A 21,018-nucleotide genomic window follows, 5' to 3' on the forward strand; every position below is an offset into this window, starting at 1 on the left:
CATGGGGTCGGATGAGCCGCGCCAAAAGAACCGACGACTGGGGTTTTCCCCGCTGGCGCCCCTATGGATCGTCGCGCGAGGCGCAGAAGGTGCGGCTTTGCGACCGTCACGGTTGCACCAACCCCGGCAACTGCCCTGCGCCCAAATCGCCGAACAACCCCGATCGCTGGTATTTCTGTGAAACCCACGCCGCCGAATATAATCGCGGTTGGGACTATTTCGAAGGGCTGAGCGCCGAGGATGCCGCCGAACGCGCCGCCGACGAAGCGCGCGGCGCGCGCAGCTACGCCCGCGCCCAGCATTATGAATGGGGCGGGTCGGGCGACGGCAGCCGTAGCGCCGACGAGATGCGCGCGCTGGAAATATTGGACCTCGAACCCGACGCCGATTTCGAGGCGACGAAGAAGGCGTGGCGGGGCCTCGCCAAGGAATGCCATCCCGACGTCAAGCCCGGCGACGCAGAGGCCGCGAAGCGCTTCGCGGCGGGGCAGGCGGCGTTCGAAGTGCTTAAACAGGCCGAAGAGCGAAAGAGCTGGAAACCGGCGTAGGCGGGACGCGCAAGCGCCAACAATGTAAATTCCAATTGACTCCATGTTATATATTTTTAACATAGAGTGAATCAGGGCGAACATGGGGGATGGACGATATGCGAACGATAATCGCGATGCTGCTCACTGCGGCGCTGACGACGCCTGCCTTGGCCCAGTCCGGGGGGTTTCGCGATCAGGGGCTCGGTCGTGCCGAGGGCATCGTTGGCGTTGGCTTCACGCTGCCTTTGGGCGGCGGCCGGCATAAGGAGGCACCGCGCCTCGAACTGCGTCTCGCGCGCGACACCATCAACATCGACGGCAGCCGCCAGTCGGATCGCGAAGTGCGGCGCTTCGAGAGCCGGATCGGCATCGCACTCGACGGTGAACAGAGCCTCCTCCTCAATGGTCGACCGCTCGAACGGAAACAGCGGAACAATCTCTCGACCGAGGTGGGGATCGCGATCGGTGTCGTCGCGGTCCTCGTGATCGGCGGACTGTTGGTCGCCGACGCGGCGCGCGACGCGTCGGAATAGGGCCGCCGCAGGCGACCTGGACGAGAGGGAAATGGCTGGTTTCGGGCGATAGTGGCCCTATCGGACCCGTTCCCTGGCCTTCGCCGGGGAACGGGTTGTGCCGGAGTGTCCGCTTACCATCCCAAGCCGCCATTGACCTCCAGGTGGTGAGCGGCGTCTATTTGTAGATGCAGGCATCCAGCCCCTCGCGCCGGACCACCCCGATGCGCGCGCGGATCGTGTTGCCGTAACGGCGGGTGAAGCCCGACGGGCTGATCGCCTCGCGCTTCTTGGGCAAGGGCAGGATCGCGGCGATGCGCGCGGCCTCCGAGGGGGTCAGCTTGCTCGCGCCATGCTTGAAATAGCGCTGCGCCCCGGCTTCGACGCCATAGGTGCCGAGGCCGGTTTCAGCGACGTTGAGATAGACCTCCATGATCCGCCGCTTGCTCCACAGTTTTTCGATCAGGAAGGTGAACCAGATTTCGGGAACCTTGCGGACGTAGCGCGTCCAGCCGCTGCCCTGCCACAGAAAGACATTCTTCGCGGTCTGCTGGCTGATCGTCGATCCGCCGCGCAGGCGCTTGCCCTTGGCGTTGCGCTCGATCGCCTGTTCGATCGCGTCGCGGTCGAAGCCGTCATGGCTGCAGAATTTCCCGTCCTCGGCGGCGATCGCGGCGCCGACCATGTTGCGGTCGATGTTCGACAGGCTGGTCCAGTCCTTGGTGATGCCATTGCCGTCGGTCAGCATCGTCACCGTCACCGGCGGCGGCACGACGGCATAGACCAGCACCCACAGGGCCGACAGGATGACGAACCACAGCAACCATTTGAACGGCCGCAGATACCAGGGGAGTTTGCGCTTCGACGCGCGGGTCTTCGTTGCCATGCGCGGCAAACTAGCCGCTCATCGCCGCGAGGCAAGCGGGCTTGATTGCAATCGCGCTTTCCGGGACAAGAAAGACCGGCCGGACACGAAGGGGAATAGGATGCCACTGCGGCAGATCATGCTGTTCGCCGCCGTCGCGGTGAGTGCGCCGGCTTTTGCGGCGGAGGCACGCGACCTTTGTCCCGACCGCCCGGGGCTTGGCACGCCGGCCTGCACGGTCGATGAGGGCCGGACGATGCTGGAGATCGGTCTCGCCGACTGGACGCTCGATCGCGGCGCGGACAGCCGGACCGACAGCTGGGTGTTCGGCGATGCATTGCTTCGCGCGGGCCTCACCCCGTCGCTGGAGTTGCAGGTCGGCTGGACGATGCTCGGCCATGTGCGCGAGCGCGATCGGGCGACGGGCCACACCAGCAGCACGACACGAACCGGGGACGTCACGCTCGCGCTACGCCAGAACTTGCGCAATCCCGATGGTTCGGGGTTCTCGATCGCGGTCATGCCCTATGCGACCCTGCCGGTGGGCGGCGCGGGTGTCGGCTCGGGCGATTGGGGCGCGGGGCTGCTCGTTCCCGCCAGCTTCGACCTGGGGGCGATCTCGCTCGGCATGACGCCGCATGTCGACGCGGCGGTCGATGCCGATGGCGACGGCCGCCATCTGGCCTATGGCACGGTGGTCGGGCTGGGTTTCGGTGTGTCGGACGATGTGTCGGCGGCCGCCGAACTATCCCTTGCGCGCGACGACGACCCCGGCGGGCGCAGCACCGAGGCGCTCGCGGGCCTGTCGCTGGGCTGGCAGCCCGACGCCGAGAGCCAGTGGGATGTCGGCGTCAACGCGGGCCTCAATCGCGACAGCCCCGATGTCGAACTCTATGCGGGTTATGTCCGGCGTTTTTGACGGTCGTGGTTTTGATGGGGGCGGTCAGTCGACGATGATCTTGCCCGTCATGCCCATCGTCGAATGCATGAAGTGCGAGCAATGGACCTTGTAGGTGCCGGCCTTCGGGACCAGCGTCACATCGGCGCTTTCGCCCTTGCCGAGCGAGACGCGGCCCTTGTCGCCGCCGACGTGCGCGCGATTGGCCGCGTCCATCGTCGCCGCCGCGAAAAATTCTTCGGCGGTGAAGTCGTGCCCGCCCGACCCGGTGTTGACGAAATGGATCGTGACGCTGTGTCCGGCGTGCAGATGCAGGTCGGCGGGGGTGTAGCTGAAATTCGCCATCTCGACCGTCACCTTCGCGGGAGCTTCGGCGGCGGTGACGGGCAAGGCGATGGCGAGGGCCGCGGCGGCGAGGGTCAGGAAACGCATGGCAAACACTCCTTCATCCGGAAAAGCCCGGTCGTGTCGCCCCGATTTCCTGCGCCCGGTCAGGCGCCGACCAACCGCCGGTCGCCCGCGAGCTTGAGCATCGCCTTCTGCAGCTTTTCGAACGCGCGCACCTCGATCTGGCGGACGCGTTCGCGGCTCACGTCATAGACCTGGCTCAGATCCTCGAGCGTCTTGGGATCGTCGGTCAGGCGGCGCTCGGTCAGGATATGGCGTTCGCGTTCACCCAGCGTGTCGAGCGCCTCGTTGAGCAACGAGTGGCGCACGTCGCGCTCCTGCGCTTCGGCAACGCGCTCGTCCTGCAACGGGCCTTCATCGCCGAGCAGGTCCTGCCACTGGCTGTCGCCATCCTCGCCCATCGGCACGTTAAGCGACGTGTCGCCGCCCATCGCCATGCGGCGGTTCATGCTGGTGACCTCGTCCTCGGTAACGCCGAGGTCGGTCGCGATCTTGGTCAGATGTTCGGGCGTCAGGTCGCCGTCCTCGAACGCTTCGAGCTGGTTCTTCATCCGGCGGAGGTTGAAGAACAGCTTCTTCTGCGCCGCGGTGGTGCCCATTTTGACGAGGCTCCACGAGCGCAGGATGAATTCCTGGATCGAGGCGCGGATCCACCACATCGCGTAGGTGGCGAGGCGGAAGCCGCGATCGGGGTCGAACTTCTTCACCCCCTGCATCAGGCCGATATTGCCTTCGCTGATCAGCTCGCTGACCGGCAGGCCATAGCCGCGATAGCCCATGGCGATCTTCGCCACGAGCCGCAGATGGCTGGTGACGAGCTGCGCCGCGGCTTCATTGTCGCCATGTTCCTGGAAACGTTTGGCGAGCATGAACTCCTGCTCGGGGGTGAGCAGCGGGAATTTGCGAATTTCGGACAAATACCGGTTGAGGCTGGCTTCGCCGCCAAGCGCCGGCACCGTCGCGGGAACATTGCTTTTGTTAGCCATTGGAGAGCGTCTTCCCTTAAATCCTTGAACCATGAATGCCGCAGTTGGGTCCCGCGGTCAAAATAGATTTTCATTCGAAACCTAAACGCGCAATATGTCGATCAGTTCCCGCATATCGGGGGGTATTTCGCTGTCGAGCGCGATGACGTTACCGGTCACCGGATGAATAAAGCCCAAATGGGCGGCGTGCAATGCCTGGCGCGTGAAATTCCGCGCTTTCAGTACGTCCGACAGCGGCTTTTTGGCGCGGCCATAGACCGGGTCTCCGACCAGCGGGTGACCGATATGCATCATATGGACGCGCACCTGGTGGGTGCGTCCGGTCTCCAGCCGGCATTCGACGAGCGTCGCGCCCTTCAGCGGTTCGACCGTGCGATAATGGGTGATCGCATGCTTGCCGCGGTCCTCGGCGACCACCGCCATCTTCTTGCGGTTGGTCGCTGAACGCCCGAGCGCGGCGTTGACGGTGCCGTTCGCCGGCATCGGGCGGCCGGTGGCGAGCGCCAGATAACGCCGGTCGATGCTGTGCGCGGCGAATTGCTTCGCCAGGCCTTCGTGCGCCTTGTCGTGCTTGGCGGCGACGATCAGCCCGCTGGTGTCCTTGTCGATGCGGTGGACGATCCCCGGCCGCGCGACCCCGCCAACGCCCGACAACTGCCCGGCGCAATGGTGGAGCAGGGCGTTGACCAGCGTGCCGTCGAAATTGCCTGCCGCCGGATGGACGACGAGTCCCGCGGGCTTGTCGACGACGATCAGATGCTCGTCCTCATAGGCGATGACGAGGCCCAGGTCCTGCGCGACATTATGCGCCGGCGCGGGTTTGGGCAGCCGCAGTTCGAGCGTCGCCGGCACGGCCTTCGCCGAGGGGTCCCAGAGGATCGTGCCGTCGCCGCGGGCGACGCGGCCGCCCTTGATCAGCGACTTCAGCCGCTCGCGCGAAAGGTCCGGCAAGGCCTCCGCCAGCGCCCGGTCGAGCCGCAGCCCGGCGGCGCTATCGCCGAGCGCCACGGTCAAAACTTGGTCGTCCCCCTGCATTGGTTCGAATGTGGTTTCGGGGCGCCGAAATTCAAGGGGGCGGGGGAGGCTTCAGGAAGTGCGGTTTCGCCGGTCGAAGCGCCATTTTCGGAGGATCAAAGACGCGATCATTGCCGACGCAAAGACGTAGAAGGCGATCAGGAACATGTCCTCGCCGCTGAAAGCCTCGGTCCGAAAGCTGAAACTGAAGAGCAACAGGAGGAACAGCGTCAGCATCATGACATAATAGCGATAGCTGGTGCCGGCGGTCATGATGTCGCGCATTTCGGCGCGCGATCGTTCCTGGCCCACTGCTGGCCGGCGTTCCAGCGCCCGGGCGGGTGCGCTCCAGACCCGAAGATGGGCGATCAGGAAGAGCGCCGACACGCTTCCCACCGCTGCGTAGATGACCGGCTTCGAGAGATCGCGTTCGATGACGACCGCGATCGTCACCAGCCCTAGCAATGTAACGACGGCGCCGGCGATCATGGCAAGATAGGCGCGCGGATAGTCGCGTTCGAAGGCAGATACGAAATCATCGCGCTCCCGAGGGGTCACGCGAATAGGGGCGCCCTTGCGGTATTTTCGATACAAAAAGCCGTCGCCGTCGGCCTCGAATTGCTCCGCAAACATCCTGCGCGTGCGATCGATGAGGCCGAGCTTGAACATGGCCCTGTCTTGCATCGCTCGCATCGCTCCGCAAGCCCCGCACGACGCACAAGCCTTGCACTGGTCGCTATGCCTGCCCTAGGAGCAGCCAGCCGGAAACTGCCGGATCCGCGGGGAGCATAGCCATCCATGTCCGACGATCGCGTCGATTTCGCCTCGATGCTGGCATCGCGCCTGTGTCACGACCTTCTCAGCCCGGTAGGGGCTTTCGCCAACGGCCTCGAACTGCTCGCCGATGAACGCGATCCCGAAATGCGCGCGCGTGTCACCGAACTGCTCGAACAGAGCGCGCGGACGTCGGCGAACAAGCTGAAATTCTTTCGTCTCGCCTTCGGATCGGCGGGCGGTTTCGGCGAGCTGGTGCCCGCCGATGAGGCGAGATCGGCGATCCAGGGGATCATCGGCGATCGCGCGATCGACCTCAACTGGATGATCGGCGCAGAGCCGCTGCCGAAGCCCGCGGTGAAGATCGTCCTCAACCTCGCGCTGCTGCTGGTCGACGCGCTGGTGCGCGGCGGGCGGCTCGACATCGGGTGCGAGAATCATGGCGGGGGCATCGAAATCGCGCTGCACGTCGAGGCCGAGCGCATCTTCCTCGACGCCGATGTCGAACGCATCCTGAAGGACGGCGAAGGCGCAAGCCCGATGACGTCGCGCACCGCCCCCGCGATCCTCGTCCAGGCGGTCGCGGCGCAGAATGGCGGCACCGTGATGCTGGCGCGCGAGACGCCGACCTCGCTGCTCGTCGGGGCCGTCCTGCGCGGCTGATTTCGGGCGCGGGCAAACGCTCCGTTAACCATTGTCCTTCATGGTGAAGCCTCAGAATTTTGGGGCGCACCGACAACGTGATGGACGATCTGCTCAACGATTTTCTCGCCGAAACGGCAGAAATATTGGCCGAGGCCGGTGGCGCGCTCGTCGCGTGGGAAGCCGACCCCGCCGATCGCGCCGGACTCGACGCGATTTTTCGCCTTGTCCATACGATCAAGGGCAGCTCGGGTTTCCTGTCATTGCCGCGCGTCACCGCGCTGTCGCACGCCGCCGAGGATGCGCTCGATCAGGTCCGCCGTGGCAATCGTGCCGCCGACGCCGCGCTCGTCACCGCGGTGCTCGCGATCGTCGACCGCCTGTCGAGCCTTTGCGCGGCGCTCGGCAACAGCGGCAAGGAACCGCAGGGCGACGATAGCGATGTGATCGGCGCACTGGCGGCGGTCGACCAAGGCCCCGCCGCACCGGCCGTGCCCGCCGAACCCGTCGCCGCGCTGACCGACGAAGACATCAACGCCGAACTGCAGAGCTGGCGTTCGATCCGGGTGCCGCTGCCTTTGCTCGACAGCGTGATGACCGGGGTCACCGACATCGTGCTCGCGCGCAACGAATTTGCACGCCTGCTGCGCGAATCGGGCGCCGATGCGTCGGTGATCGCCTCCTTCGACCGTCTGTCCGATTCGATCGCCGGCATGCGCCAGTCGGTCAGCCAGATGCGCATGCAGCGCATCGACAAGCTTTTCTCTCCCTTGCCGCGCATCGTCCGCGACCTCGCGCAGGATTTCGGCAAGAAGGTGCGTTTCTCGACCAGCGGCGGCGAGGTCGAACTCGACCGCGAGATGATGGAGAATATCCGCGACCCGCTGATCCACATCGTCCGCAACGCGATCGACCATGGCATCGAGCCGCTCGACGAGCGTGTCGCCGCAGGCAAGGGCATCACCGCAAGCATCGACGTGTCGGCGCGCCAGTCGGGCAACCAGATCGAGATCGTGGTGCGCGACGACGGCCGCGGGCTGTCCCCCGACGCGCTGGTCGCCAAGGCGATTTCGGCGCGGGTCATCGGCGCCGCCGAGGCCAAGACGCTGACCGCGCGCGAAAAGCTTGAGCTCATCTTCCGCCCCGGCTTTTCGACGGCGGCGAAAATCACCGCGATCTCGGGCCGCGGTGTCGGCATGGATATCGTCAAGGCGAACCTCGAAAAGATCGGCGGCGTCGTCGAACTGCGCAACGAGGAGGGCCGCGGCCTGACCATCGTGCTGCGCGTCCCGATGACCCTCACGATCATCTCCGGCCTGATGGTTCGTGCGTCGGGCCAATATTTTGCGATTCCTCGGGGTTCGGTGCGCGAAATCCTGCTCGAAACGAGCGATTCGGTCCGCATCGACCGTGTTGGCGGCGGCGAACTGGCCACCGTGCGCGGCGAGCAATTTCCGCTGCTGCGGCTCGAACATGTTCTTGGCTGCACCGTCGACGACAGCGAGGACCAGGACGACCGCGCGATCATCCTCGTCCGGCCGGGGCAGGGGCACAGCTATGCGCTGAGCGTCGCGGCGATCCACGACCATGAGGAACTGGTGATCAAGCCCGCGGCGCCGATGATCATGGCGACCGGGCTCTATGCGGGCACGACCCTGCCCGACAACGGCCGGCCGGTGCTGCTGCTCGATGTCCAGGGGCTGCTTGCGGCCGCCGGGGTCGACGCGTCCGAAGCGGGCCGCATCCACGATGCGAGCGCCGAAGCCGCCGCCGAAGCCGCCGCCGCGCGCGACGCGGCGCAACTGCTGCTGTTCCGCGATGCGGGCGGCCGCACGCGCGGGGTTCGCCTGTCGGTGATCGAACGCGTCGAAGAAGTGCCGGCGTCGGCGCTGTTCGAAAGCGCGGGCGCGGTAAAGGCGCAGATCGGCACCGAAATCTTCCCGGTCCATGCCGCTGTGGTTCCGGCCGGACCCGAAGCGGTCAAGCTGCTCCGCCTTCACGACGGCCAGTCGGTGCTCTGCTATCCGATCGCGGCGGTGATCGACATCGTTCGCCTGCCCGACGCGGTCCAGCTGGCGTCGGCGCCGGGGCTGATCGCCGGGGTCGTGCTGATCGGCGGTGAGCCGGTCGAACTGATCGATCCTTTCTGGCTGATGGCGCAATATGGCGCCGGCCAGGCCGCGCCGCTGCTCCGCCAGCCGCTTTGCCGCCTGTCCGATGATGCCGACGGCTGGGCGGCGAACTTCCTCGCGCCGATCCTGCGCGGCGCGGGCTACCGCGTCGTCAGCGGTGACGAGACCGCCGACGGCGAACGCCCCGACGTTCAGCTTTGCCTCGTCGACGAACAGTCGGCGCCGGTTGCCGCCGACGTCCCGCTCGTCCGCCTGCGGTCGTCGGTTGCGGCGACGGGCCCCGACGACGACAGCATCTATCGTTACGACCGCGGCGCGCTGCTCGAAGCGCTGCGCACCCGCGTCGCAGGAGCCGGTTCATGATGGAAAAACTCTATTTGATCGCGCGCATCGCCGACACGCGCGTCGCGCTGCGCAGCCGCGCGATCAATTCGGTGGTGACGGTGGGAACTCCCGTTCATGTCCCCGCGGCACCGCCGCATGTCGCGGGCCTGTTCGCGCTGCGCAGCCGCGTCTTCACGCTGATCGACCCGCATGTCGTGATCGGCCTGCCGCCGACGGCCGTCGCGCCGGGGCAGCGGGTGATCGTCGTCGATGTCGCCGACCATGGTTATGCGCTGCTCGCCGACGCGATCGAGGATGTCTGTTTCATCGACGCGCCCGAGACGCGGGTCACCGGACGGCTGCTGCCTGGCTGGGCGCGCGTCGCCGATGCGATGATCGAGCATGAGGGCGCCTCGCTGCTCGTCGTCGACCCGTCGCATTTCATCACGTTGCCGGTCGCCAGGGCGGCCTGACATTAACGGGCTGAACACCCCTTTGCCTTTAGGGTGGTTCCATCACCCGGGGGTCGGAGTAAATTTATGTCGAAATCCTGTCTGGTAGTCGATGACAGCAAAGTGATCCGCAAGGTCGCACGCCACATTCTCGAAGGCATGGCCTTTTCGGTCGACGAGGCCGCCGACGGGCAGGAGGCGCTGACCTTTTGCCGCGCCAATCGTCCTGACGTGATCCTGCTCGACTGGAACATGCCCGTGATGAGCGGCATGGAATTTCTGGGGGCGTTCAACGATCTCGACTATGGGCGCGAAGAACGCCCCCGTGTCGTATTCTGCACCACCGAAAACAGCATCGACCATATCCGTGCCGCGATCGAGGCCGGGGCCGACGAATATGTGATGAAGCCGTTCGACCGCGAAACGCTCGAAGGAAAATTGCAGCTCGTCGGCGTCGCCTGAGGTTCGGCGGGTGGCGGCTTCCCGATCCCTGGCGCGCGAAGGTGCCGCGGATGCGCCGATGCCGGTGGCGCGCAACGTCCGCGTCATGCTCGTCGACGACAGCCTTGTCGTACGCAGCATCCTCGAACGAATCATCGACCAGACCGACGGCCTGACGGTTTGCGCGTCGATCGCCTCGGCGCAGGACGCGCTCGCTTTTCTGGCCCGCGAACCCGTCGATGTCGTCGTGCTCGACATCGAAATGCCGGGGATGAACGGCATCACCGCGCTGCCGCTGATGCTCGAACGCGCCGAAAAGGCGCGCGTGCTGATCCTCTCGTCGAACTGCATCGAGGGCGGACCTGCGGCGATCGAGGCGTTGTCGCTTGGGGCCAGCGATACGCTCGCCAAGCCCGGCCGCGGCAGTTTTTCGGGACGGTTCGCCGAAGTGCTGACCGACCGCATCCGCACGCTGGGCCACCTGCCGTCGATCGCCCCCATCGAGATCCGCGCCGCGGCGCGCCCGGTGCCGGCGCCCGTGCCGATCGCGATCGAGACCGACCAGCCGCTCGAATGCATCGCGGTCGCCGCCTCGACCGGCGGCATTCCCGCCTTCACCAGCTTCCTCACCCATCTCGACCCGCGCATCACCGCGCCGATCCTGCTCACCCAGCATCTGCCCGATGCCTTCATGGAATTTTACGCCAAACAGATCGCGACGATGACGACGCGCAAGGTCGTCGTCGCGGCGGCGGGCATGGTGGTGGAAAAAAATCATATCTACCTCGCGCCCGGCGACGCGCATCTGATTGTCGTCGCCAGCGGCCGCCGCCGCGAAATCGCGCTCGACCGGCGTCCGGTCGCCAATGGTTGCTGCCCCTCGGCCGACCCGATGTTCGATTCGCTCGCCGACGTCTATGGCGGACGCGCGGCGGCGGTGGTGCTCAGCGGCATGGGCCGCGACGGCGCCGACGGTGCGGCGCGGCTGAAGGCGGCGGGCGGGACGATCTTTGCCCAGGCGCCTGAAAGCTGCGTCATCTGGGGCATGCCCGGCGCGGTCGCCAAGGCGGGGATCGCCGCCGCGACGCTCAATCCCGATGCGATCGCGCTGATGCTCGGCAGCTTCCTGAAAGGGCGGATCCGGTCATGATGGGCGGGACGGCGAGCGAATCGGCCTATCGCATCCTGATGGGGGTGCTCGAATCGCGCACCGGCCAGACATTGTCGCCGAGCCGTATCTGGCGCATCGAAATGTCGCTGAAACCGGTGATGCAGCGCCATGGCATCGCCGATCTCGACGCGCTGGTCGCGGCGCTGGTGACCTCGAACAGCCGCCAGCTGCTCGACGATACGGTCGACGCGATGCTCAACAACGAGACATTTTTCTATCGCGAACACAGTGTGTTCGATGACATTGCGAAGACGGCGCTTGAACAACTTCGCGTCATAAATGCCGACAAGCGGCGCATCACCATCTGGCATTGCGGCGTGTCGACGGGACAGGAGGCCTATTCGCTGGCGATGCTGCTCGCCGAGCAGGAAGCGAAATGGGCGGGGTGGCAGGTCGACATCGTCGGCACCGACGTCAGCTATCATGCGATCAGCCGCGCGCGCGTCGGCCTGTACAGCCAGTTCGAAATCCAGCGCGGCCTGCCGGTGCAGCGCATGGTGCGCTGGTTCGACCAGACCGAGGCGGGCTGGCTGGCGAAGGCCGACCTGCGCCGCCGGATCGATTTTTCGGTGCAGAACATGCTCACCGACCGGCCGCCGCTCGCGAGCCCCGCCGACCTCATCTTCTGCCGCAACCTGCTGCTCTACTTCGCGCTGCCGATGCGGCAGAAAGCCTTTGCGCGGATGCGCGCGATGGCGGCCCCGCAAAGCTTCCTGGTGCTCGGCGCGGGCGAGACGGTGCTTGGCCAGACCGACCAATATGTCGCGAGCCCGCGGCTGCGCGGCCTCTACGAACCCGCCGACCAGCAGGTGCGGCGCGTGGCGGCCGCCTGAACCCGCCTTGCAATTTGCGCGGGGCTGGCGCAGGTGAGGGCGGGTTTGCAACGATTGGGCCGCGACACGCATGAGCGATTTTATCGAACGCTGGTCTCCCAATTTCGACGAGCGCGTGCTACCGGTCTCGATGATCATACTCCATTATACCGGTATGAAGAGCGGTGCCGAAGCCATTGATTGGCTTGCCGATCCTGCGTCAAAGGTGTCGGCGCACTATGTCGTCAGCGAGGATGGCCAGATCACCCATATGGTGCCCGAGGACAAGCGCGCCTGGCACGCCGGGCGCGCGCATTGGCGCGGGACGAGCGACATCAATTCGGCGAGCGTCGGGATCGAGATCGTCAACCCGGGGCATGAGCATGGCTATGTGCCCTTTCCCGAACCGCAGGTCGCCTCGGTCGTCCGCCTCGTCCATATGATCAAGGACCGACACGAGGTCACCCGCGGCAATGTCGTCGGCCATTCGGACATCGCGCCGACGCGCAAGCAGGATCCGGGCGAACTCTTCCCATGGCACGAACTCGCGCGCCGCCGTCTCGCGCTGCCGCGCCCGACCAAGAAGCTGACCGATCCGCTGTGGACCGACGCGGGGTTCCTGCTCGCGCTCGAACGTTTCGGTTACGACGTGACCGACGGCTTTGCGGCGACGGTGGCGTTCCAGCGCCGTTTCCGGCCCGAACTGATCGACGGCACGATCGATGGCGAATGCCGCGCGATCCTGTTGGCGCTGCTGCTGCCCCAGCCCGAGGGGGATTGAGGGCGACAGTGGCACGCTTCGATGCAGATTGGATGCGGAAAGACGCGAAACTGACCTTGATATTGCTTGAGGCAGTTTGTGTTTCTGCTCTGCTAGCCTACTCCATCAAGCAGGTGTTTGGTATCGATCTAGGCGTGAGCGATCATGACGCTGCGGCTGCAGCGCTGGTCGGGGCAGCGGGGGGGCTGATTTATTTCGCGTACTCGGCGCTACTCAATGCAGTACACCGCAGCGGGCACTAGTCTGTGCGACATAAGATTGGAGTGGGCTCGGCAGACCTCCCATCTTAGCGCGCCCGTATCATACAATCGCTCGTAAATGGATTTCGTTCGCGCTATGCTCGTTCCCGCCAGAGGGTCGGGCGATCGCCGCCGGTGGGGTATCCCGCCGGGGGAGGAAAGTCCGGGCTCCACGGAAACCACGGTGCCGGATAACGTCCGGCGGGCCTGTCTTCGGACAGGTTCAGGGAAAGTGCCACAGAGAAGAGACCGCCACAGGCTTCGGCCCGGCGAAAGTTGAAAGGGTGCGGTAAGAGCGCACCGCGCGGACGGTAACGGACGCGGCACGGCAAACCCCACCGGGAGCAAGGTCGAATAGGGATGGCACGAGGTTACTCAGGACCGGCTCCGGTCTCGCCATCCGGGTTGACTGCTTGAGCCGTCGGGTAACCGCCGGCCTAGAGGAATGATCGCCTATCCCCGAAAGGGGTGGACAGAACCCGGCTTACAGACCCTCTGGCATCCTCTCCCCGCCAGCGGTGCGGGAACCGCGTCGGCGGCTCCCGCGTTTGATCCGCAATCGGACGAAAGGGAAAGACCATGAAAGTCGTCGATGAACATATCGAAGTGACCGATGAGGAAGCCAGCGGCGGCGTGAAGGGGCACAATGTCCGCTACGTGCTGGCCTTTTCGCTGATCGCGGCGATCGTCGTGATGTCCGTTGCGTGGATCGTTCCCGCGCTGCTCAAATAGCGCGGGGCGGACGGCCTATTTCGCCTTCGTAAAGGCGACAAGCTGCCCCTCGGGGTCGGGCGTATCCTCCATGAAGACCGGCTTGCTCGGCCTTTTGAAGCGCTTGACGAACGCGTCCTCATAGGCGGCGTCCTCGCCTTCGCCCGTCAGTTTCAGCACCTTGGTTTCGACGTCGCCGGTGATGAGGTTCCAGCTCATCGCGTTGCCGTCATGGGCATAAGTGCGGCTGTACACCGTCGTGTCGAGCCCGATCAGCCGCATCTTCGGCCGGCTCTTGTCCGCGCGATAGCGATAGGTCGCCGACAGTGCGGTGGTGCCGCCGGTCAGATCCTCGACCACCAGCACACCCTTGCCGATCGACAGCGTCGCCGGCCCCAGCGGGTCGGGACCCAGGCGGAAATTGCCTGCGGGTTCATGCCCCATGTCGACCTCGCCGTGATAGCTCAGGACGACATACAGCGTCCGCGCGTCGGGGCTCGCCACCACGAACACCGTATCGGCATCGCCGTCGCCATTGAGATCGCCATCGACCCGGCCCTCGATCTCTTCCCCGAGTTCCAGCCCGTCGAGAAGCAGGGCGTCGGTGATCGGCGGCATCGGGGTGCGGGCCGGCGCGGCGTGCGCGGTGCCGCAGAGCAACAGGGCGGCGGCAATCGCTAGGCTTCGCATCATCGTCACTCCCTCCAACCCGATCAGAGTATCAGCTGTTAGCCGATCGTCCAGTCGATGCGGGTGATGCGGCACACAGGGCAGTTAGCGCTTTCCTACAATATGCCGCTGGCTTACCCTCGCGGCGGCATGAAGCGGGGGCGCGGGGTTGCCGCCGAACATGCGATCGCGTGTGAAGTTGGGCAGTTTTCCGGGGTTTCGGTGCGGCGGTATCGATCGCCGCGACTCGGGGCAGGGGGCAGAATGAAACAGGTCAGGCGGATCATCGCGCTCGTCGCCGGACTTCTCGCGCTGGGCGGCCTCGCGCCGGCGGCTGCGGCGCAATCCTGCGGCACCGCGCCGCTCAAGGGCGAGCGGGTGGCGCTGCTCATCGGCAACAGCGCCTATAATGACTTCGAATGGCCGTCGCTGAAGAACGCGGTCAACGACATCGACTATGTCTGCGAGGCCTTCGAACGCGCCGGCATGGCGCCGCGGATCGTCCGCAACGCCGACAAGGCGGCGCTCGACAAGGCGCTCGACGATTTTGCCGCCGAGGCCAGGGGCGCCAGATCGGTGCTGATCTATTATGCCGGGCATGGCTTCGAATATGGCGGGCGCAACTGGCTGGTGCCGATGGACGCGCCGCCCGCGACGCGCCGCGCCGATGTCGAAAAACGCTATCTGTCGATCGAGGCACTGGTGAAGCATGTCGTTCCCACAGGCGCCTTCACTCTGCTCTTCGTCGATGCCTGCCGCACCACCGAACCCGTGGTGCGGGTCGAGGATGTCGATGTCGCGGCGGGGGTGGCGGGGTCGGCGCCGCTCGGTCTGCTCGACATCGGGCAGGGTGCGGTCTTCTATTCGACCGCGAAAGGACGGCCGGCGCTCGATTTCGCACCGGTCGGGTCGCCGGTCAGCCCCTTCGCCGCCGCGGTGGTGCATCAATTGGCGATCCCGGGGCTCGAAATTTCGGACTATTTCAAGATCGTGTCGCGCGACGTCTACAAGGCGACCTTCGGCATGCAGCTCGGGCCGCAGCAGCCCTTCCACTATGGCAGCTGGTTCGACGACTATTATCTCGTCGCGCCGGTCGAGGTCCCGCAGGCGCGCGCCGCCGCCGCGGCGTTGCCAGTCACGGCGGCGGCGGCACCGCCTGCGGGCGCAACGCGGGGGCCGGCGAAACCGGCGGCCGATCCGCTCGCGGACATTTCGCTCGACCGGCTGGCGATCGAGGACGAACCGCTGCTCGTCGCCGACGTCCTGGCGCATCATCCCGCCGCCCAACTGGTCGCACTCGCCGACGGTGGCCACCCGCTCGCGCAGCATCTCGCGGGCTATATGTTCTCGCTGGGTGTCGGGGTGAAGAAGGACCTGCCGCGCGCCCGCGCCTACCTCGAACAATCGGCGGCGCAGGGGTTCCCGGCCGGGCAGCAGGAACTCGCTTATCTGCTGCTCGAGAATGACCCGTCGCCGGACGATGTGAAGCGCGCCTACGACCTCTATCTCGCCTCGTCGAACGCCGGATTTTCCAAGGCCAAGACGCATCTGGCCTATCGTCTCGCGGTGGGCACCTTCGGCCCCGCCGATTTCGTTCGGTCGCAGGCGCTGTACGCCGAAGCCGCGGCGAAAGGGCATCCGGCGGCGATTTTCGCGCTTACCTATTTCCCCGACACGCGCACCGCGAACATGGCCCGACTGCGCGCGCTCGCCGACGGTGGCAATCCCGAGGGCAATCACTGGCTGTGCGAGGCGCATTTCGCCGACAAGACGCGAAGGGACGCGATCGAGGATTGCGGTGTCGGTGCCCGCGCGGGCTTCGCCGGCTCGCGCGCCATTCTCGCCGACGCCTATGCGAAGGGCGACGGTGTGCCGGTCGACGCGAAGGAGGCGGCCTTCTGGGCCAAGCTGGCGCGCGACCTTCCCGAACTCAGGAAGGACCAGCGCGACCTGATCGCCGGAGTCGGGGAATGACGCGCCGTCAGGGATAGCGGACGGCGATGATTTCCCATTCCTTGGGTCCCGCCGGCAATTGCACGGTGCGCAAATCGCCGACCCCGGCGCCGCGCAGCGCACGGGCGAGCGGGCTGTTCCAGCCGATCCGGCCGTCGCCCGCCTCGGCCTCGTCGTCGCCGACCAGCGTGACGGTGCGCCGAGCATCGTCATCGTCGGCGAGCTCGACGGTGGCGCCGAACCAGATGCGGCTCTTGTCGGGCTGTTCGGCGGGGTTCACCACTCGTGCCGCCTTCATCCGGCGCGCGAGGAAGCCGAGGCGCCGGTCGATCTCGCGCAGCCGTTTGCGGCCATAGATATAGTCGCCATTCTCGCTGCGGTCGCCGTTGCCCGCCGCCCAGCTGATCACCTCGACCAGTTTCGGGCGTTCGTCGCCGAGCAGCGCGTCATATTCGGCGCGCAGCGCGGCGTAGCCCGCCGGGCTGATGATATTCGCCTTGTCCCCCGCCATGAGCGATCAGCCGGGGGTGCGCTTGCCGAGGTAGAAGCTCAGCGGCGCATTGGGCAGCGGCCGGTCGCGCAGCGTGTCGTAGACGACGGCATTTTCGAGCACGCGCTGCACATAGTTGCGCGTCTCGAAGATCGGGATCGCCTCGATCCAGTCGATCATCTCGATCGTCCCGTTGCGCGGGTCGCCATTGGCGCGCAGCCATTTGTTCACATTGCCGGGTCCGGCGTTGTACGCCGCGACCGCGAGCGGATAGCTGCCGCCGAAATAGCTCAGCATCTGCTGGAAATAGGTCGACCCCAACGTCATGTTGTAATTGGTATCGACGGTCAGCGACCCGGCGTCGTAGTTCAGGCCGAGCTTGCCCGCGACCTCGCGCGCCGTGCCCGGCATCAGCTGCATCATCCCGCGCGCGCCGGCGTGGCTGATCGCTTGCCGGTCGAACTGGCTTTCCTGGCGCGTGATCGCGTGGATGAAGGTCCAGTTGCCCTCATGGCCCGCGGGAACGCGAACGGTCGGGAAGCCCGACACCTCGACCGCGTCGAGGCTGTTCGCCTGCGCGCTGCGCCCGATCATCACGCCAAGGTCGAGGCGCCCGATCGACGACGCCAGCTGGCCGGCGAGGACATGGTCGGAAGGCGTTGTCGCACGGTTGGCGAGCGCGCGCAGGAACAGCGACTGTTCGCGCCACGCGCCGATCTCGCCGAGCGCCCGGGCGGCGCGAACGAGGCGGTCGTCCTCGAACGCGGTCTTTTCGGCCTGGCTGATCTGGATCGACGGCACGGGCGTCGGGCGCGGCTGCGGCCGGTTCAGCCGCTCGAGCGACAACTGGCCGTAATATTGGTCATAATGCTGCGCGGCATCGGCGAAATGGGCATTGGCCGTGCCGCTGTCGCCGGCCGCGAGCGCGGCGCGCCCGGCCCAGTAGAAGCCCTTGGTCCGCGTCTGCGCCGACCGCGCCGCCTCGCCATAGGTGCGGTACAACTGCACGGCTTCGGCCGGGCGCCGCAAATCCCTGAAGGCAAGTTGGCCCGCGAGCCACGCAAGCGAAGTAAAATCGTCGCGCACGCTGAGCGGGGTTTCGCGGACGACGGTGCCCGGCGGGAAGGTGTCGCTCAGCTGGCGCGCGATGTTGTAGGCGGTGAGCTTGTCGCCCGCGCTGTCGGCCGCGCGCGCATTGGTGAGCAGGGTTTCGAGCCATTCCTCGGCATCGGTCGGCGCGCTGGCGAGGCTGCGCGGCGCGGCGAGCAGGGCACGCGCCTCGACAACGCGGTTCGCCTTGCGCAACCAGGTCGCCTTGTCGGTGATATAGCCCGCGTCGCTGCGGGTCAGTCCTGGGTCGGCGCTTTCGACCGCCGACGCCTGCAGCGCGGCATCGACGGCATTGCTGCGCATCGCCAGCCGGGCAGCGAAGACCGCGCGCCGTTGGGGCGACACGAAAGCGAGTTGCCGGCTCGCGGCGCCGGTCGCGCCCGACCACAGCAGGCGGTCCATGCGCGCGTCATGGTCGGCCAGCGTCAGCGCGCCGGGGAAGAAGGACAGCGCCCGGCTCGTCTCGACCTCGTCGAGCGTGCCGCCGGTCCAGGCGCGGCGCACCGCGGCATTGGCTTCGTCGCGGCGGCCCGAGGCGTTGAGAGCGAGCGCGTAACGCAAATGGCCGCTCGCGGTCTGCGGCGGATAGGTCTGGAAATAGGCGAGGGTGCGCGCGGGGTCATAGCTGTCGATCGCGATCGCCTTTTCGGCGCGCGCGCGCATCTTGTCGGAATCGGGCCAGCCCTTGTTGGCGAGCAGGAAGCGCGACAGCTGGTCGAACGAGGCGCCGCTGTTGGCGGTCAGCCGCCGCCATTCCATCACCGCATCGCCTACAGAGTTGGTGCTGACCGGTGGCGATGCCGACGCCGTGGCGAGCCCCATCTGCGCCCGGTACCAGGCCATTTGTTCGGGGGTGAGTTCGCTGGCGTGCGCGATGGTGGGAAGAAAGAGGGCCGCGGCGAGCGCGAGGCGGGAAACGGGTAGCAGCGAATTCATAAGGGCCATGCTAGTGGCAAACTCCTTGCGGGGCGCTGAATAGGCGTCCATGAGCGGGCGCGCTTTGGCCAGCTATCGGTCGCGCCGCCGTTTTTGTAAAGGAGTCCGGCATGTTTTCGGGTTCGATTCCCGCCTTGGTGACGCCGTTTCGCGACGGGGCGTTCGACGCTCCGGCGTTCGCACGGCTGGTCGACTGGCAGATCGGCGAGGGGACGAGCGCGCTGGTGCCGTGCGGGACGACCGGCGAAAGCCCGACGCTCGGGTTCGAAGAACATTATCAGGTCATCGACTGCTGCCTCGATGCCGCTGCGGGCCGGGTCCCGGTGATCGCCGGCTGCGGGTCGAACGACACCGCCACCGCGATCCGTCACATGCGCCACGCCCAAGCCGCAGGCGCCGCCGCCGCGCTGATCGTCGCGCCCTATTACAACAAGCCGAGCCAGGCGGGCATCCTCGCCCATTATCAGGCGCTCGCCGATGCCAGCGACCTGCCGATCGTTGTCTATAACGTCCCCGGCCGGACCGTCGCCGACATCGGCGCCGAGACGATGAACAGGCTCGCCGAAATTCCGAGTGTCGTCGCGGTCAAGGACGCCAGCGGCGACCTCGCCCGCGTGACGATGCACCGGGCAGGGGCGGGCAAGGATTTCTGCCAGCTCAGCGGCAACGACGATCTGTGGCTGCCGCACGCCGCGATGGGCGGCGTCGGCTGCATCTCGGTCACCGCCAATGTCGCGCCGCGCCTGTGTGCCGACTTCGCCGCCGCCTGCGCCGCGGGCGACTGGGCCAATGCGCTGACGCTGCACGACCGCTTGTTCGATCTGCACCAGGCGATGTTCAGCGACAGCTCGCCCGCGCCGGCAAAATATGCACTGTCGCGCCTCCACGACTGGTTTTCGCCCGAAGTGCGCCTACCTATCATCCCGGCGTCCGATGCATCGTGCAAGGCCGTCGATGCCGCATTGTCCGCGGCTGGAGTGATCTAGGTTCAAAATGGCCCGCCCGCAGTCTGCCGCCGAATTCGACAAGAAAAAGATCGTCGCCGAGAACCGGCGCGCACGCTTCGACTTTGCCATCGAGCAGGTGTTCGAGGCGGGAATCGCGCTGCAGGGGACCGAGGTCAAGGCGCTGCGCTTCGGCGAGGGCACGATCGCCGAAAGCTATGCCGAGGTAAAAGGCGGTGAAGTGTGGCTGATCAACGCCAACATTCCCGAATATAGCCACGGCAACCGGTTGAACCATGAACCCAAAAGGCCGCGCAAGCTGTTGCTCAACTGGCGCGAGGTCAACAAGATGCACGCCGGCGTCGCGCGGCAGGGCATGACGCTCGTGCCGCTGTCGGTCTATTTCAACAGCCGCGGCCGCGCCAAGGTCGAACTCGCGCTCGCCAAGGGCAAGAAGGCGCATGACAAGCGCGAATCGATCAAGGAACGCGACTGGAAGCGCGACAAGCAGCGCCTGATGAAGGACCGCGGATGAGCGGGCCGGAGAAAAAGGTGCGCGACAAGGCGGCGGTGATGAACTGGATCCGCCGCAACTCGCCCTCGCGCGAGGAGTTGCTGGAAAGCCGCTTCATCAAGCCGTTCGCGCACCGCGTCGCGCACAGCCATTTGTGGCGCTTCACGCGCACTTCGGTGCGGCGCGGCACCGCGCTCGGGCTGTTCGTCGGTATCTTCTTCCTCATCCCCGGCGTCCAGATCCTTGGCGTCGCGCTGCTCGCGCTGCCCTTTCGCGCCAATATCCCGATCGGCGCTGCGATGACTTTCCTGTCCAACCCGGTAACCACGCCGCTGATCCTCGCGGCGTCGGTGTGGCTCGGCAGCTTCCTGTTCGGGCTGCACACCAATGTCTCGAACCTCTACATTCTCTATGATGAGGGTGCCTCGCTCGTCGAATGGTGGGACTGGTTCACCGCGAATGCCGGCACCGCGCTGCTCGGCGGGCTGGCGGGGCTGTTCGTGATCTCGGCGGTGTCGGCGGTCGTTGGCTATGTGCTCGCGTCGGTGATCTGGGACAATTGGATTCGCCTCCGCTGGCGCCGCAAGATCAGCCGCGCGCGCGACAAACGACTTGAGGCATCGACGAGCGACACGGTGGTCGGTTGAACCGCCCGCGCGGCGGCGTATAGATTTTCCCATCGCAAGATCGCCCCGCATGCATCGCGGAGC

The 21,018-nt window shown here is 66.2% G+C and carries 24 protein-coding genes and 1 other RNA gene; 17 read left to right on the top strand and 8 right to left on the bottom strand.

The window, feature by feature from the left end:
- Positions 1 to 11: 11 nt before the first annotated feature.
- Both AC07U1_RS17075 and AC07U1_RS17080 read left to right on the top strand, forming a co-directional pair.
- The gene (locus AC07U1_RS17075; RefSeq protein WP_495178201.1) at positions 12 to 548 is read left to right on the top strand and encodes a J domain-containing protein; all 537 of its coding nucleotides are present in this window, start codon (positions 12 to 14) and stop codon (positions 546 to 548) included.
- A 98-nt stretch (positions 549 to 646) separates the two neighbouring features.
- Positions 647 to 1,063: a hypothetical protein gene (locus AC07U1_RS17080; protein ID WP_495178200.1), complete on the top strand. Its 417-nt coding sequence runs from the start codon at positions 647 to 649 to the stop codon at positions 1,061 to 1,063.
- A 157-nt stretch (positions 1,064 to 1,220) separates the two neighbouring features.
- Here the strand turns inward: AC07U1_RS17080 and mtgA are convergent, their stop codons facing one another.
- Positions 1,221 to 1,928 (bottom strand): monofunctional biosynthetic peptidoglycan transglycosylase, encoded by a 708-nt coding sequence (mtgA, locus tag AC07U1_RS17085; RefSeq protein ID WP_492740186.1) that lies wholly within the window; start codon positions 1,926 to 1,928, stop codon positions 1,221 to 1,223.
- Positions 1,929 to 2,028: 100 nt separating this feature from the next.
- Here mtgA and AC07U1_RS17090 point away from each other — a divergent pair, with 100 nt between their 5' ends.
- The gene (locus AC07U1_RS17090; protein WP_495178199.1) at positions 2,029 to 2,826 is read left to right on the top strand and encodes a transporter; all 798 of its coding nucleotides are present in this window, start codon (positions 2,029 to 2,031) and stop codon (positions 2,824 to 2,826) included.
- A 24-nt stretch (positions 2,827 to 2,850) separates the two neighbouring features.
- On the opposite strand, the gene AC07U1_RS17095 is transcribed toward AC07U1_RS17090, so the two are convergent.
- The 4 genes from AC07U1_RS17095 to AC07U1_RS17110 all read right to left on the bottom strand — a co-directional run bounded on the left by AC07U1_RS17095 (position 2,851) and on the right by AC07U1_RS17110 (position 5,882).
- A complete protein-coding gene (locus tag AC07U1_RS17095) occupies positions 2,851 to 3,237 on the bottom strand; it encodes a cupredoxin domain-containing protein (protein ID WP_495178198.1) in 387 nt (128 codons plus the stop codon).
- A gap of 59 nt (positions 3,238 to 3,296) precedes the next feature.
- The gene (rpoH, locus tag AC07U1_RS17100) at positions 3,297 to 4,199 is read right to left on the bottom strand and encodes an RNA polymerase sigma factor RpoH (protein WP_056349598.1); all 903 of its coding nucleotides are present in this window, start codon (positions 4,197 to 4,199) and stop codon (positions 3,297 to 3,299) included.
- 81 nt (positions 4,200 to 4,280) lie between these two features.
- A complete protein-coding gene (locus AC07U1_RS17105; RefSeq protein WP_492740189.1) occupies positions 4,281 to 5,234 on the bottom strand; it encodes an RluA family pseudouridine synthase in 954 nt (317 codons plus the stop codon).
- Positions 5,235 to 5,285: 51 nt separating this feature from the next.
- Positions 5,286 to 5,882 (bottom strand): hypothetical protein, encoded by a 597-nt coding sequence (locus AC07U1_RS17110; protein WP_492742580.1) that lies wholly within the window; start codon positions 5,880 to 5,882, stop codon positions 5,286 to 5,288.
- 129 nt (positions 5,883 to 6,011) lie between these two features.
- Here AC07U1_RS17110 and AC07U1_RS17115 point away from each other — a divergent pair, with 129 nt between their 5' ends.
- The 10 genes from AC07U1_RS17115 (at position 6,012) to AC07U1_RS17160 (ending at position 13,713) form a co-directional block, all read left to right on the top strand.
- Entirely contained in the window at positions 6,012 to 6,650 is a 639-nt protein-coding gene (locus tag AC07U1_RS17115; protein WP_495178197.1) for a histidine phosphotransferase family protein, read from the top strand.
- A gap of 80 nt (positions 6,651 to 6,730) precedes the next feature.
- Positions 6,731 to 9,124 carry a chemotaxis protein CheA gene (locus tag AC07U1_RS17120; RefSeq protein ID WP_495197757.1) on the top strand — a complete coding sequence of 798 codons (2,394 nt, stop codon included), beginning with the start codon at positions 6,731 to 6,733 and terminating at the stop codon, positions 9,122 to 9,124.
- On the top strand, positions 9,121 to 9,558 hold the full coding sequence (locus AC07U1_RS17125; protein ID WP_262408102.1) for a chemotaxis protein CheW: 438 nt from the start codon (positions 9,121 to 9,123) through the stop codon (positions 9,556 to 9,558). The genes AC07U1_RS17120 and AC07U1_RS17125 overlap by 4 nt, the downstream gene beginning before the upstream one ends.
- A gap of 66 nt (positions 9,559 to 9,624) precedes the next feature.
- Positions 9,625 to 9,999, top strand: coding sequence for a response regulator (locus AC07U1_RS17130; RefSeq protein ID WP_056349620.1), 375 nt, complete (start codon positions 9,625 to 9,627; stop codon positions 9,997 to 9,999).
- 58 nt (positions 10,000 to 10,057) lie between these two features.
- Positions 10,058 to 11,128: a chemotaxis-specific protein-glutamate methyltransferase CheB gene (gene cheB, locus AC07U1_RS17135; RefSeq protein WP_495178195.1), complete on the top strand. Its 1,071-nt coding sequence runs from the start codon at positions 10,058 to 10,060 to the stop codon at positions 11,126 to 11,128.
- The gene (locus AC07U1_RS17140; protein WP_056349626.1) at positions 11,125 to 11,982 is read left to right on the top strand and encodes a CheR family methyltransferase; all 858 of its coding nucleotides are present in this window, start codon (positions 11,125 to 11,127) and stop codon (positions 11,980 to 11,982) included. Before cheB ends, AC07U1_RS17140 begins: the two co-directional genes overlap by 4 nt.
- A gap of 70 nt (positions 11,983 to 12,052) precedes the next feature.
- Complete coding sequence (locus AC07U1_RS17145) at positions 12,053 to 12,742, top strand: N-acetylmuramoyl-L-alanine amidase (protein ID WP_495178194.1); 690 nt, start codon at positions 12,053 to 12,055, stop codon at positions 12,740 to 12,742.
- Between the two features lie 8 nt (positions 12,743 to 12,750).
- A complete protein-coding gene (locus AC07U1_RS17150) occupies positions 12,751 to 12,984 on the top strand; it encodes a hypothetical protein (protein ID WP_156377747.1) in 234 nt (77 codons plus the stop codon).
- Between the two features lie 107 nt (positions 12,985 to 13,091).
- Positions 13,092 to 13,484, top strand: an RNA gene (gene rnpB / locus AC07U1_RS17155) — RNase P RNA component class A.
- Between the two features lie 76 nt (positions 13,485 to 13,560).
- Positions 13,561 to 13,713, top strand: coding sequence for a hypothetical protein (locus AC07U1_RS17160; protein WP_200938049.1), 153 nt, complete (start codon positions 13,561 to 13,563; stop codon positions 13,711 to 13,713).
- A 15-nt stretch (positions 13,714 to 13,728) separates the two neighbouring features.
- Here AC07U1_RS17160 and AC07U1_RS17165 read toward each other — a convergent pair whose 3' ends face one another.
- The gene (locus tag AC07U1_RS17165) at positions 13,729 to 14,385 is read right to left on the bottom strand and encodes a hypothetical protein (RefSeq protein WP_495178193.1); all 657 of its coding nucleotides are present in this window, start codon (positions 14,383 to 14,385) and stop codon (positions 13,729 to 13,731) included.
- Between the two features lie 240 nt (positions 14,386 to 14,625).
- On the opposite strand from AC07U1_RS17165, the gene AC07U1_RS17170 reads away from it, so the two are divergent.
- The gene (locus tag AC07U1_RS17170; RefSeq protein WP_495178192.1) at positions 14,626 to 16,335 is read left to right on the top strand and encodes a caspase family protein; all 1,710 of its coding nucleotides are present in this window, start codon (positions 14,626 to 14,628) and stop codon (positions 16,333 to 16,335) included.
- 7 nt (positions 16,336 to 16,342) lie between these two features.
- Here AC07U1_RS17170 and greB read toward each other — a convergent pair whose 3' ends face one another.
- Together greB and AC07U1_RS17180 are read right to left on the bottom strand one after the other, a co-directional pair.
- Positions 16,343 to 16,825 (bottom strand): transcription elongation factor GreB, encoded by a 483-nt coding sequence (greB, locus tag AC07U1_RS17175; protein WP_495178191.1) that lies wholly within the window; start codon positions 16,823 to 16,825, stop codon positions 16,343 to 16,345.
- Between the two features lie 6 nt (positions 16,826 to 16,831).
- Entirely contained in the window at positions 16,832 to 18,859 is a 2,028-nt protein-coding gene (locus tag AC07U1_RS17180) for a lytic transglycosylase domain-containing protein (protein WP_495178190.1), read from the bottom strand.
- Positions 18,860 to 18,960: 101 nt separating this feature from the next.
- On the opposite strand from AC07U1_RS17180, the gene dapA reads away from it, so the two are divergent.
- From dapA to AC07U1_RS17195, 3 genes are read left to right on the top strand one after another with little or no spacing between them, the layout of a single operon-like run.
- A complete protein-coding gene (gene dapA, locus AC07U1_RS17185) occupies positions 18,961 to 19,836 on the top strand; it encodes a 4-hydroxy-tetrahydrodipicolinate synthase (RefSeq protein ID WP_495178189.1) in 876 nt (291 codons plus the stop codon).
- A 7-nt stretch (positions 19,837 to 19,843) separates the two neighbouring features.
- Positions 19,844 to 20,329 carry an SsrA-binding protein SmpB gene (gene smpB, locus AC07U1_RS17190; RefSeq protein ID WP_056349650.1) on the top strand — a complete coding sequence of 162 codons (486 nt, stop codon included), beginning with the start codon at positions 19,844 to 19,846 and terminating at the stop codon, positions 20,327 to 20,329.
- On the top strand, positions 20,326 to 20,955 hold the full coding sequence (locus tag AC07U1_RS17195) for a DUF2062 domain-containing protein (RefSeq protein WP_082545114.1): 630 nt from the start codon (positions 20,326 to 20,328) through the stop codon (positions 20,953 to 20,955). The genes smpB and AC07U1_RS17195 overlap by 4 nt, the downstream gene beginning before the upstream one ends.
- The last annotated feature ends 63 nt before the right edge of the window (positions 20,956 to 21,018 follow it).

It is taken from the genome of Sphingopyxis sp. GW821-FHT02C12 (genome assembly GCF_059421785.1).